Origin of the sequence: Phenylobacterium sp., assembly GCF_030680185.1 — a bacterium.
Lineage (GTDB): Bacteria > Pseudomonadota > Alphaproteobacteria > Caulobacterales > Caulobacteraceae > Phenylobacterium.
The window spans coordinates 1-12,471 of record NZ_JAUXVZ010000046.1 but is presented as its reverse complement, the minus strand read 5'-3'; the positions used below and the strand labels follow the sequence as shown (position 1 = coordinate 12,471).

The 12,471-nt window shown below is 69.7% G+C and carries 12 protein-coding genes and 1 tRNA gene; 8 read left to right on the top strand and 5 right to left on the bottom strand.

Features of this window, described 5'->3' with window-relative positions; translation table 11 throughout:
* Together polA and Q8L83_RS10780 are read left to right on the top strand one after the other, a co-directional pair.
* Window positions 1-2,790 (top strand): DNA polymerase I (gene polA, locus Q8L83_RS10785; protein WP_305286782.1); only part of this gene is annotated, 2,790 nt, incomplete at its 5' end.
* A 50-nt stretch (window positions 2,791-2,840) separates the two neighbouring features.
* Complete coding sequence (locus Q8L83_RS10780; RefSeq protein ID WP_305286780.1) at window positions 2,841-3,719, top strand: DUF1206 domain-containing protein; 879 nt, start codon at window positions 2,841-2,843, stop codon at window positions 3,717-3,719.
* A gap of 4 nt (window positions 3,720-3,723) precedes the next feature.
* Here the strand turns inward: Q8L83_RS10780 and Q8L83_RS10775 are convergent, their stop codons facing one another.
* The 5 genes from Q8L83_RS10775 to Q8L83_RS10755 form a co-directional block, all read right to left on the bottom strand.
* The gene (locus tag Q8L83_RS10775; RefSeq protein WP_305286778.1) at window positions 3,724-4,206 is read right to left on the bottom strand and encodes a hypothetical protein; all 483 of its coding nucleotides are present in this window, start codon (window positions 4,204-4,206) and stop codon (window positions 3,724-3,726) included.
* Between the two features lie 100 nt (window positions 4,207-4,306).
* Window positions 4,307-5,086 carry a metallophosphoesterase family protein gene (locus tag Q8L83_RS10770; RefSeq protein ID WP_305286776.1) on the bottom strand — a complete coding sequence of 260 codons (780 nt, stop codon included), beginning with the start codon at window positions 5,084-5,086 and terminating at the stop codon, window positions 4,307-4,309.
* Between the two features lie 86 nt (window positions 5,087-5,172).
* Window positions 5,173-6,924, bottom strand: a complete 1,752-nt coding sequence (locus Q8L83_RS10765) for an SLC13 family permease (RefSeq protein WP_305286774.1) — start codon at window positions 6,922-6,924, stop codon at window positions 5,173-5,175.
* Window positions 6,921-8,567: a DUF389 domain-containing protein gene (locus tag Q8L83_RS10760; protein WP_305286772.1), complete on the bottom strand. Its 1,647-nt coding sequence runs from the start codon at window positions 8,565-8,567 to the stop codon at window positions 6,921-6,923. The genes Q8L83_RS10765 and Q8L83_RS10760 overlap by 4 nt, the downstream gene beginning before the upstream one ends.
* Window positions 8,568-8,946: 379 nt before the next feature.
* Window positions 8,947-9,022, bottom strand: a tRNA-Ala gene (locus Q8L83_RS10755).
* Between the two features lie 152 nt (window positions 9,023-9,174).
* Here Q8L83_RS10755 and Q8L83_RS10750 point away from each other — a divergent pair.
* The 6 genes from Q8L83_RS10750 to truB form a co-directional block, all read left to right on the top strand.
* Window positions 9,175-9,489, top strand: coding sequence for a YggT family protein (locus Q8L83_RS10750; protein WP_305286770.1), 315 nt, complete (start codon window positions 9,175-9,177; stop codon window positions 9,487-9,489).
* Window positions 9,490-9,504: 15 nt separating this feature from the next.
* Window positions 9,505-9,783: a DUF167 family protein gene (locus tag Q8L83_RS10745; protein WP_305286768.1), complete on the top strand. Its 279-nt coding sequence runs from the start codon at window positions 9,505-9,507 to the stop codon at window positions 9,781-9,783.
* 35 nt (window positions 9,784-9,818) lie between these two features.
* Window positions 9,819-10,334 (top strand): DUF2939 domain-containing protein, encoded by a 516-nt coding sequence (locus Q8L83_RS10740; RefSeq protein WP_305286766.1) that lies wholly within the window; start codon window positions 9,819-9,821, stop codon window positions 10,332-10,334.
* A gap of 35 nt (window positions 10,335-10,369) precedes the next feature.
* On the top strand, window positions 10,370-11,155 hold the full coding sequence (locus Q8L83_RS10735) for a dienelactone hydrolase family protein (protein WP_305286764.1): 786 nt from the start codon (window positions 10,370-10,372) through the stop codon (window positions 11,153-11,155).
* Window positions 11,156-11,277: 122 nt separating this feature from the next.
* Window positions 11,278-11,709: a 30S ribosome-binding factor RbfA gene (gene rbfA, locus Q8L83_RS10730; RefSeq protein ID WP_305286762.1), complete on the top strand. Its 432-nt coding sequence runs from the start codon at window positions 11,278-11,280 to the stop codon at window positions 11,707-11,709.
* A 3-nt stretch (window positions 11,710-11,712) separates the two neighbouring features.
* The coding region (truB, locus tag Q8L83_RS10725) for a tRNA pseudouridine(55) synthase TruB (RefSeq protein ID WP_305286759.1) at window positions 11,713-12,471 on the top strand (759 nt) is incomplete at its 3' end.

The following is a 12,471-nucleotide window of genomic DNA, read 5'->3' as shown; positions in this document are numbered from 1 at the left end:
CCCACTCAGGATGGGCCGCCGGTGCGGCTCTATCTGGTGGATGGGTCGGGCTATATCTTCCGCGCCTATCACGCCCTGCCGCCATTGACCCGAAAGAGCGACGGCCTGCCCATCGGGGCGGTGTCGGGCTTCTGCAACATGCTGTGGAAGCTGCTGGTGGAGATGCGGGCCCAGGCCGATGCGCCGACCCACCTGGCGGTGATCTTCGACCATTCGGAGAAGACGTTCCGCAACGCCCTCTATGACCAGTACAAGGCTCACCGCCCGCCGCCGCCGGAGGACCTGATCCCGCAGTTTCCCCTGGTGCGGGAGGCGACGCGGGCCTTTGGCGTGCCGAGCCTGGAACTGCCCGGCTATGAGGCCGACGACCTGATCGCGGCCTATGCCTGCAAGGTGCGGGACGCGGGCGGGGAGGTGACCATCATCTCGTCGGACAAGGACCTGATGCAGCTGGTCGGCGACCGGGTCTTCATGCTCGACACCATGAAGAATCTGAGGATCGGCCGCGAGCAGGTGATCGAAAAGTTCGGGGTGCCGCCGGAAAAGGTGGTGGATGTCCAGGCCCTGTGCGGCGACAGCGTCGACAATGTGCCGGGCGCGCCGGGCATCGGCATCAAGACCGCCGCCCAGTTGATCAACGAATATGGCGACCTCGATACGCTGCTGGCCCGCGCGGGCGAGATCAAGCAGCCCAAGCGGCGCGAGACCCTGATCAACTTCGCCGACCAGATCCGCCTGTCGCGCCAGCTGGTGCAGCTGGACTGCGACACCCCCCTGCCCGCGCCTATCGATGAGCTGGCGGTGGCCGAGCCGGAGCCCGGCGTGCTGGCGGCCTTTCTGGAGGAGATGCAGTTCCGCAGCCTGGCCAGACGGGTGAGCGCGGGCGACGCGGCCCCCAGTCAGCCGGCGCCGGAACCCCGGGCCGCGCCGGAAGCGCCGCCCATCGACGTCAACGGCTATGAATGCGTGCGCGATGTGGCCACGCTGGAGGCCTGGATCGAGAAGGCCCGCGCCATCGGCGTCGTGGCCTTCGACACCGAGACTGATGCGCTGTCGTCCGCCAGCGCCGGTCTGTGCGGCGTCTCCCTGGCCGTCGCGCCCGGCGAGGCCTGCTACATCCCGCTGGCCCATGAGGAGCTGGACGGCCTGGCGCTCGACGCGCCATCCGACCTCACCCAGATCCCCCTGCCCATCGCCATCGAGCTTCTGAAGCCGATGCTGGAGGACCCCGCAGTCCTGAAGGTCGCCCAGAACGCCAAGTACGACCTGGCCGTCCTGTCGCGCTATGGCGTGCGCGTGGCGCCGGTCGAGGACACCATGCTGATCTCCTATGTGCTGGAGGCGGGCCTGCACGGCCACGGCATGGACGAGCTGTCGCGCCTGTGGCTCGGCCACGAGCCCATCCCGTTCAAGCAGGTGGCCGGGACCGGCAAGGGGCAGAAGAGCTTCAAGAAGGTCGCCCTGAAGGAGGCCACCTGTTACGCCGCCGAAGACGCCGACGTGACCCTGCGGCTCTATCAGGTGCTGAAGCCCAGGCTCGCGCCTGCGGGCCTGTCCACCGTCTATGAGACGCTGGAGCGTCCGCTGGCGGCCGTGCTGGCCGACATGGAGGTGGCCGGCATCGCCGTCGACCCCGAGCACCTGCGAAGGCTCTCCAACGACTTCTCCCTGCGGATGGCCGAGTTCGAGGCCAAGGCCCACGACCTGGCCGGCCGGCCGTTCAATCTGGGCTCGCCCAAGCAGGTGGGCGAGATCCTGTACCAGGAGATGGGCCTGGCGCCGAAGCGGACCACGGCGTCCGGCGCCTCGTCCACCGACGCCTCGGTGCTGGAGGAACTCGCCCTGCAGGGCCACGAGTTGCCGCGCGTGCTGCTCGACTGGCGCCAGCTGTCGAAGCTGAAGGGCACCTATACAGACGCGCTTGTCTCGGCCATCGCGCCGGAGACCCGCCGCGTCCACACCTCGTTCGCGCTGGCGGCCACCACGACGGGGCGGCTGTCGTCGTCCGACCCCAATCTGCAGAACATCCCGATCCGCACCGAAGAGGGCCGCAAGATCCGCAAGGCCTTCGTGGCCGAGCCCGGCCATGTCCTGATCAGCGCCGACTACAGCCAGATCGAGCTGCGCATCCTGGCCCATATGGGCGACATTCCGCAGTTGAAGCGCGCCTTCCAGGACGGGCTCGACATCCACGCCATGACGGCGTCCGAGATGTTCAGCGTGCCCATTGAGGGCATGCCGGCCGAGACGCGCAGGCGCGCCAAGGCGATAAATTTCGGCATCGTCTATGGCATCTCGGCCTTTGGCCTGGCCAACCAGCTGTCGATCCCGCAGGACGAGGCCGGGGCCTATATCCGCACCTATTTCGAACGCTTCCCCGGCATCCGCGACTATATGGACGCCGAAAAGGCCAAGGTGCGGTCCCAGGGCTTCGTCACCACCCTGTTTGGCCGCAAGGTGAACATCCCCGAGGTCGGCGCGAAAGCCGCCGGCATGCGCGCCTTCGCCGACCGCGCGGCCATCAATGCGCCGATCCAGGGCACGGCCGCCGACGTGATCCGCCGGGCCATGATCCGCATGCCGGGCGCTCTGGCCGCTGAGGGGCTTTCCACCCGCATGCTGCTGCAGGTGCACGACGAACTGGTCTTCGAAGCCCCCGAGGCCGAGGCCGAAGCCGCCATCGCCGTCATCAAGCGCGTGATGGAGACCGCGTCCGAACCCGCCGTCGCCTTCTCCGTGCCCCTGGTGGTGGAGGCCCGCGCCGCGGCCAACTGGGACGACGCCCACTAGGTTCAGGTCGCCCCGGAACCTCGGCTGTCGCGGGCACGTTCCGGCCCGGCATGGCCAGAGCTTCCGAACACGACGCCGAGACCGCCCTTCGCCAGACCCTGCGCTGGCTGGGCGCCGCCCCGCTTGGCGCCCTGGCGCAACTGGCCTGCCGGTTCGGCTACGCCGCCCGGGGCTTTGTCTATCTGAGCGTCGGCGCTATCGCGGTGCTGGCGGCCCTGGACCGCGTGCCCAGGGCCGAGGGGTCGGTGGGCGCCGTCGAGGCCTGGGCCCAGTGGCCCGCGGGCGCCGTCCTGCTCTGGATCATAGGCCTGGGGCTCTATGGCTTTTCCGGCTGGCGGGTGTTGCAGTCGGTGTTCGACGCCGACCGCCAGGGGACCAGCCTCAAGGCCCTGGCCACCCGCGCCGGCCAGGGGGTCAGCGCCGTGGTCTATGGAGTGCTGGGTTTTTCGGTGTTCGGCGCGCTGGACGTGCTGGAGGACCTGGGCGAGCCCGACGACCGCGACGGCGAGCGGGCCGCGGTGGAGCAGACGCTGGGCTTTCCGGGCGGCGAGTGGCTGATCATCGGGGTCGGCGGCTTCATCCTGGCCGCCGGCATCGCCAATCTGGTCAAGGCCGTGCGCGGGGGCCTGTGCAAGAAGCTGGTCTGCGAGGGCACCGTCGCGCGGCTGGCCGACCCCCTGGGCCGGCTGGGCTACGGGGCCCGGGGCGTCGCCTTCGTCGTGGCCGGGGTGATGATGGGCCGGGCCGGCCTGCACGCCAACGCCTCGGAAGCCGCCGGCATGTCCGAAGCGCTGCAGGCCATGGAGAGCGCCCCCTATGGGAACGCCGTCATGATCCTGATCGCGCTGGGCCTGGCCTGTTTCGGCGCCTTCGCCCTGATGGAGGCCCGCTACCGCACCATCCCCGCCGGCGATGTGGTGGACGACTAGGGCCTCAGAACGGTAGCCGCCCGGACGCCCTGGTGTTGTAGAGACTCTGGGGTGTGAGGAAGGGCGCGGCAGACGTCGCGATGGCGTCCTTGATATTCATATATGACCCGTACATGAGCTTACCCCCCGCGTGGCCAAGCTGCCCGCCCACATAGGCGGAAGCCGCGCCGCCTGCAGGCACAAGGGCCGTCGCCGCGCCGGCGCCCAGGAGCGCCGTGGCGAACGGGCCAAAGTTCTTCACGACGGCCTCGTCCCGAGGCATCCCCGCCGAAAGATCGGCCCGATACCCCTCAGTCGCCGCCACCATGTCAAAGGCTGCGCCCAGGGGCCCCAATCCCCTCAACTTGGGCGACGGGAACCGGGAGGTTCTCCGGTGATGATCATCCATGATCTCCCATGCCGTCACACCGTCGCTGGCCTGTTGTGCGATCTGTTTCGTGCGACTGGAATTTTCGCGCTCAGCGCGGAAGGCTTGTCCGAATTCCATTAGGCCAAAGCTCCACTCGAAGACGTGACGGACTCTCGCCGCCCGTCCCCAAGATAAACCCGGCCTCGGAATTATCCGAACAAAAGAAGAACAAATGTGGCTAGGCCGCCGCGCGGTTGATCCGCGCCTGGATGAACCTCTGGCCCTCATCGTCCAGCCGAACGGCGGTCAGCACGCCGGTGGCGTAGGCGCCGGTGTCGAGGCCCAGCCGGTGCGGCGTCACCTGCGGCTCCTCCATCGGCGTATGGCCGTGCACGATGACCTTGCCGAAGGGACCCGTGGCCTGAAGGAACTCGCCGCGGATCCACAGCAGGTCGCGCTCCTCCTGGTGGGCCAGGGCGACGCCGGGCCGCACGCCGGCATGGACGAAGGCGTAGTCCCCCACCTCGGTCATCAGGTCCAGGCGGCGGTAGAAGTCCAGATGCGCGGCCGGCAGGGTGGCGGCGAAGGCCTGGGCGGCCTCTGCCCAGGCCACCGGATCTGTGCGGGTGGCCGGGGGCCGGACGCCATAGGAGGCCAGCGTCGCCGAACCGCCATGCTCGGCCCAGGTGGAGCCGAAGCCTGGCTCGTCCAGGAACCGCAACAGGGCTTCCTCGTGGTTGCCCTTCAGGGCGCGGACCTCGAACTGGTTTTCGTCGCGGAGACGCAGGACCGTCTCCACCACGCGGGCCGAGCCTGGGCCGCGGTCCACATAGTCGCCCAGGAAGATCACCAGGGGCTGGGCCGGCGGCGGGGCTGCGGCCACATCGCGGCCGATCTCGCGCACCAGGGCGTCCAGCAGGTCGTCACGACCGTGCACATCGCCGATGGCATAGACCCGCCGACCCTGGGTTGAGGGCGGCGCCGCGCGATCCTTCTTGCCGAAAAGCCGTGAAAACAAACGCTTCCAACCCGATCTCTGTGGTGCCCGTACATAGTGGGGCGCGGAATTGACGCAAGGCAAGCTCAGCCGTGGGTCCAGCTATACTAGCTATAGAGTAACGAAATCATCCCCGAGGACACCAGCACCACCAGTGTGCTGAGCGCTGCGCCCACGCGGGCATAGTCGCCGAACTTGTAGCCCCCCGGCGCCATGACCAGCAGGTTGTTCTGGTGGCCGATCGGCGTGAGGAAGTCCGAAGAGGCCGCGATCAGCACCGCCAGCAGCATGGCGTCCGGCGGGAAGCCCAGCTGGCGGGCCATGCCGATGGCCACCGGCCCCATGATGACGGCCGTGGCCACATTGTTGAGGAACAGCGACAGGACGATGGTCACCACCGACACCGCCGCGGCGGCGGCGAACAGGGGCATGCCGCCCAGGCCTGTGCCGAGCCAGTCGGCGACGATGGCCGCTGCGCCGCTGGTCTGGAAGCTCTGGCCCACCGGGATCATGGCCGCCAGCAGGACGATGGCTGGCCAGTCGATGGACGAATAGATCTCGCCCGAGGGCAGGAATTTCAGGGCCGCGAGGCCCGCGGCGGCGGCGGCGAAGGTGAGCGCCGTGGGCAGGCCAAAGCCCACCGCGGCGATGACGGCGGCCGCGTAGATGGCGAGTGCGAGCGCCGCGCGCCTCGGCTGCACCGCCACGGCGGACTTGCGGTCCAGCTCCAGCAGGCGGCCATAGCGCAGATAGGCCTCCAGCCGCTCGGCGGGGCCATGGACCACCAGCTGGTCGCCGGCCCGGATCTCCATGGCGCCCAGGGAGCCCTCGGCGCCGGCGGCCCGGGGACCAGCGGCGACCACGCGAAGCTCCTGGTCGGTCTCGGCGGCGATGGTGTCGTAGGGCCGGCGGATCAGGGGCGAGCCGTGGGCGACGGCCACCCGGGAGGTGACGGCGTCGGCGGCGCTCGACCGCTCCACCGCCAGGCTGCCGCCCACCTTGTTGGCCAGCTCCCAGGGATCGAGGGGCGAGACCACCAGGATGCGGTCGGTGGGCGCCAGGCGGTCGATCTTGTCGAGCTTGATCCGCCGATGGCGGCGGATGATGGCCAGGACGTGGCCGCCAGAGGCCTTGATCTCGGCGAACAGGGCTTCGTAGTCGATCTCCTGGGCCTTGCCGTCCTCGTCGGTCTCCGGCTTGGGCGGGATCAGTTCGAAGACGTTGCGACCGCCGCCGGCCGCCTCCTCGCCCTGACGGCGCGGGGTGAGCCGCCAGCCGATCAGGCAGAGATAGACCAGGCCCACGCCCGCCACCGTGACGCCTAAGGGCGACATGGCGAAGAAGCCGAAGGGCTCCCCCAGCTCCTCCCGCCGGATCGACGACAGGATCAGATTGGCCGGCGTGCCGATCAGGGTGGTCATGCCCCCCAGGATCGTGGCGAAGGCGAGCGGCATCAGGCCCGCGGCGGCCGGCAGGCGGGCGGCGCGGCACACGCTGGCCACCACCGGCATGGTGATGGCCAGGGCGGCGATATTGTTCATGAAGGCCGACAGGGCCGCGGCCGTCAGCAGCAGGATGGACAGCTGCAGCGGAAACGGCATGCGCAGGGCCGCCAGCTTCTCGGTGGCGGCGGCGGCCACCCCGGTCAGTTCGATGGCGCGGCCGATGATCAGCACCGCAGCCACCACCACCACGGCGGGGTCGGAAAACCCCTGCAGAGCCTGGTCTGGCGTCACCAGCCCCAGGATCAGGCAGGCGCCCAGGGCGGTCACCGCCACAAGGTCGTGGCGCACCTTGTCCCAGGCGAACAGGGTCAGGGCCAGGATCAGGACCAGGCCAGCGAGAAGGGCGTCGCTCACGCGTCAGGCTCCGCGTCCGGGGCGGTGGGGGGCTCGGCCGCGAGGCCCGGCGCGCCCAGGGGCCGCACCCTGGCGAACCACAGGCTCGAGGGGTCTTGCGGCGGGGCGGTGGGCGCCTCGCCTCGAATTTCGATGTCGCGCACGCCCAGGGCCTCCAGCCGATCGGCCACGGTTTGCGCACGGGCCTGCGCCACGCGGAGATCGCGGGGCCTGGGCCCCCGAGGTCCGGGGCTGGCCGACCCAACGACTTCGGCCCCCTGAACGTTCCACCTTTGGAAGGCCCAGGCGATCATCGCCACCTGGCGCTCGCCGGCCGGACCGAGATCGCTGCGGCCTTCGGCGAATTCCACCACCGGCAGATCCAGGAAGGGCGGGGTCAGCTCCAGCTCCACCTCGGGCAGGAATCGCTGGGCGGCCGCCTCCAGCGCGGCGTAGTCGTCCAGCGTCGCGGGGCGATTGAGCTGCACCGCCGCATTGAGCCGGCCGGCGGAGGGCGTGCTGATCGCGCCGACGGTTCCGACCCCCGCCAGCATGTCGCGCAGCTTCTGTTCGGGCGTGGTGCGCAGGGGACGCGAGGTCGCCAGGGCGCGATTGGCCAGGGCGCCGCCGCTGGGATCGGCCTGCGGCAGACCATCGGCGGTCAGAATCTGTTCGATCTGCACATCCGGGGTTCCGCCAAGGGCCTGGGCCACCAGACGCTCGGCCTGGGCCTGGAAGCGGCCGGTCACCACGACGGCCCGGACCTGCTCGACGCCCGCCCCGCCGGCGCGGACCTGCAGGTCGGTGATGTGCTGATCCCCGGTCTCGAAGACGCCCAGGATCGCCCCGCGCACCCGGGCGGTCTCGCGGGCCTCGATGACGATGTCGCGCAGGGAGACGGCAAGCGGCATGGACAGCAGCAGCAGCGTCGCCACCAGGGCCATCTCCTCCCAGCGACGGCGGCGACGCACGACCGGCTGGAACCCGTAGCGGCGGGCGACCATGAAGACCGCGCCCAGGATGGCCACCACATTGGTGAGGAACAACAGAGACGCGCCGCCGGCCATGTTCCAGGCGCCCGTGGCCAAGCCATAGCCGACCACCGCCAGCGGCGGCATCAAGGCCGTGGCGATGGCCACGCCAGCCACGACGCCCGGCCGCTTGGTGATCAGGACATAGGCGCCGACGATGCCCGACAGGATGGCCACCACCAGGTCCAGAAGGGTCGGCCGGGTCCGCGCCAGGATTTCCGGCGTCACATCCTTCAGCGGCGAGGCCCAGACGATGAGGGCCGAAGCCGCCACCGAGACCACGGCCCCGAGCGCCAGGGCCACCGCGGCGCGCTCGAAAGCGCGGGCGTCCAGCCGCGCCACCCCCATGCCCATGCCCATGATCGGCCCCATGAGCGGTGAGATCAGCATCGCCCCGATGACCACGGCGGCCGACGACTGCAGCAGGCCGAGCGCCGCGATGCCGCAGGAGCAGAACAACAGGGCGAAATAGCCGCTGGAAATCCGCGCGCCCTCGGCGATCTCCGCCTCGATCTGCAGGCGTTCGGCCTCGGTGTGGGGGGCGGCGCGGTTGTCCAAGGCCGCGCGGAGGCGCGTCAGGCCAAGGCGGACAAGCGCGCGCAGGCGCAGAGGAAGCGGCGCAAGGGACGGCATAAGCGCCCCTTTAGCGGATCGGATGAGGGCCTGTCTCGCAGACAGAGGACCCCAGGGGGTCAAACTCACGAAGGCGATCCGTATGGATCGCCCGGCCCTGACATTGGTCCGTCAGGGTTTTGAAGTCGTCGCCGGCGGCTAGAGCCTGTCCGGCGACGCCTCAATGGTCCGGATGCATGTCTTTAAAAGACAAAGGCGAGGATAGCGCCGACAACGACAACGAGACCGACAATATAGATGATCTGGTTCATGACTTCTCTCCACAGATTGCGTCTGCGGTGGAGAACGCCATGCCTGGGCTAGGGTTCCGAAGCCCGGCGCCCGGTTTGGCGTTGGACGGCCAGAAACGGCGCAGGCGGTCACATGCTTGGGGAAGTCCTGGTGGAGCCGAGCGGAATCGAACCGCTGACCTCCTCATTGCGAACGAGGCGCTCTACCAACTGAGCTACGGCCCCCAGGAAGGCGCGGAGTTAGGCGTGCGCAGGATTTCTGTCAAGCGGCTCAAGGGGCGGCCAGAGGACGCGGCGCAAGCGCATATGACCGACGCCGCCTTGTCACGGGCGAGGCCCGCCAGCTAGAACCGGGGCCTAAGACAGATCGGGACCCCATGGCCGCCATTCTTCAATTCATCTTCTTCATCATTGGGGCGATCCTCCAGCTCCTGATCTATGCGATCATCATCAACGCCATCCTGTCGTGGCTGGTGGCCTTTGACGTGATCAATCTGCGCAACCGGTTCGTCTACAATGTCGCGCGGGCCCTGGAGGCGATCACCGCTCCGGTGATGCGCCCGGTGCAGCGGATCATCCCGCCGCTGGGCGGCGTGGATATCAGCCCGATCATCGTCATTCTCGTGCTGATCGGCATCAAGGACATCCTGCTGCCGGCCCTCTATCGCGCCCTGGTCACCCCGGTCATCTAAGCCCGAGGGACCGCCATGCGCATGGCCGTGCGGCTGACCCCCAAGGGCGGGCGCGACGCCCTCCAGGGCTGGGGTCAGGACGGTGAGGGACGGCCCTATCTGAAGGTTCGGGTGTCGGCGCCGCCGGTGGACGGGGCGGCCAACGCCGCCCTGCTGGCCTTTCTGGCCAAGACCCTGCGACGCCCGCGCTCCAGCCTGAGGATCGTGTCCGGCGAGACGGCGCGGCTGAAGCTGGTCGAAATCGACGATCTGAGCGATGAAGAGGCCGCCCGCGCCTTCGGATCGCCACCATGAGGCTGTCCAGCTATCGCGGCCTTCGGAGACCATCGATGTTCAAGTCCCTGCGCCTTCTCGCGCCCCTGGCCCTCGCCCTGACGCTCAGCGCCTGCGCCGGCGGCGCCCAGCGCCTGGATGCGGCCGGCGACGTCCACGCCCTGCTCACCGCCATCCGCGACGGCGACCAGGCCGCCTTTGACCGCCACGTGGACCGCCAGGCCCTGCGTCGCCAGATCGAGGCCCGCATCGCCGCCGAGGTCAGCCGCTCCGGAGGCGGCGGCGATCTGGGGGCCCTGGGCGCCCTGCTCGGCCCCGCCATCGCGCAGGCCGCCAGCGAGCAGCTGGTCCAGCCCCAGGTGTTTCGCGGGGTGGCCGAGTATTACGGCTATGACGCGGCCCAGCCCCTGCCCGGCCGGGTGGCCATCGCCGGGTCCCTCAAGGCCCTGGACGACGGCCGCGTCTGTGCGACGCGGGAGAAGGACGGCCCCTGCCTGCTGATCTTCACCCAGACCGAAGGGGTCTGGCGCCTGTCGGGGTTCGAGGGCGACATCGACATGCTGCGCCGCTGAGCTAGTCTCGATCCTCCGGAGCGGGGGAGGGCGACATGGCGACGGATCTGGACGGCTTCGAGCGGTTCGCCTTCGACGATGGCCGCTGGACCCGTGACGTCTACCGCCGCGGAAGCGGCCCGGCCGTGATCGTCATTCACGAAATGCCCGGTCTGCATCCCCTGGTCCTGACCTTCGCCCAGCGGCTGGCCGCATCGGGGATGAGCGTCTGGTGCCCGAGCCTGTTCGGGGAGCCCGGCAAGCCGGTGAGCCGGCCCTATCTGGCGGCCGAGGCCCTGAAGGCCATCTGCGTGCGCCGCGAGTTCCACGTCTGGGCCACCGACAAATCCAGCCCCATCGTCGACTGGCTGCGCGCCCTGGCCCGCCAGGCCCACGCCGAATGCGGCGGCAAGGGGGTCGGCGCGGTGGGCATGTGCTTCACCGGCGGCTTTGCGCTGGCCATGATGACCGAGCCCGCCGTGGTGGCGCCGGTCCTGGCCCAGCCGTCCCTGCCCCTGACCGCCGGATCGAAGCGACGGGCGGCCGCCATCGGGGTCAGCCCGGCCGAGATCGCCTGTGCGAAGGGACGGTTCGAGGCCGAGGACCTGTCGATGATCGGTCTGCGGTTCAAGGGCGACCAGCTGGTGGGCCAGGCCCGCTTCGACCGCTACCGGGCCGAGTTCGGCGACCGCTTCGAGGCTATCGAGCCGGAGGACGCCGACGCCGCCCCCTCGCCCATCGCCCCGCACTCGACGCTGACCCTGCATCTGGCGCCCGATGGGCCGACCAAGGCGGCCGAGGCCCGGGTGATCGACTTCTTCCGCCAGCGCACAGGGGCGTGAGCGCCCTGGCGGGGCCTGCGAGCTGGGCCTAGACTTCGCGAGGCGCGGCCCCTAGAAGCGCGCCCTTCCCTGCGCCAGGCGTTCGACCCGCCGGCCAGGCCAGACCTTGCGAGAGCCTCGCCATGAAACGCCGTCCCTCCTCCTCCCGCACCCCGGGCGCCCGCCCCGCCCTTCGCGGTCCCAGCCAGCGCCAGCTGCGCGCCGGCGAGCTGGTCCGCCACGCCTTGGTGGAGATCATGCGGGAAGAAGACCTGGACGATCCCGCCCTGTCCGGCGCGCCGGTGACCATTACCGAAGTCCGGGTGAGCCCGGACCTGCGCCATGCCGTCTGCTTCATCCAGCCCCTGGGCGGCGAGAACGCGCCCGAGGTGGTGGCGGCCATGAACCGGGCCTCGAAATTCTTCCGCGGGCGCCTGGGCCGGATGATCGACCTGCGCGCCACGCCGGAGCTGAAGTTCCTGCACGACGAGACCTTCGACGCCGCCGAGCATATGAGCCGGCTGTTCGAGGATCCCAAGGTCCGCCAGGACCTCGAAGCGCCCGAAGAGGACTGACCCATGGGCCGTCGGCGCAAGGGGGAGGCCGTCTCCGGATGGGTCTGCCTGGACAAGCCCTATGACCTGACCTCCACCCAGGCGGTGGGCAAGGTGCGCAGGATCTTCAACGCCCAGAAGGCCGGCCACGCCGGCACCCTCGATCCCCTGGCCACCGGCGTCCTGCCCCTGGCGCTGGGCGAGGCCACCAAGACGGTCGCCTATATGGTCGAGGCCGATAAGGGCTATCGCTTCACCATCGCCTGGGGCGCGTCCACCACCACGCTAGACCGGGAAGGCGAGATCATCGCCCGCTCCGACGTCCGCCCGACGCCCGACCAGGTCAAGGCGGTGCTGCACGAATTCGAGGGCGAGATCATGCAGGTCCCGCCCATCTACTCCGCCATCAAGGTGGACGGCGAGCGCGCCTATGACCTGGCCCGGGCCGGCGAAGAGGTGGAGCTCAAGGCCCGGCCGATCCTGATCCACGGCCTGGCGGTGGGCGAGGCGAGCGACGCCGACCATATCGAGCTGATCATGGACTGCGGCAAGGGCGCCTATGTCCGTTCGGTGGTCCGCGATCTGGCGGCGCGGCTGGGCGCCGAGGCCCATGTCAGCGCCCTGCGCCGCACCCGGGTGGGGGCCTTCACCGAGGCCCGGGCGATCGGGCTGGATTTACTTGAGGAATTGGGGCATAAGGCCCGGCAGTCGGAGGCATTGCTTCCGGTCGAGACCGCGCTGGACGACATCCCGGCGTTGGCCGTGACCGACGAAGACGCTTTC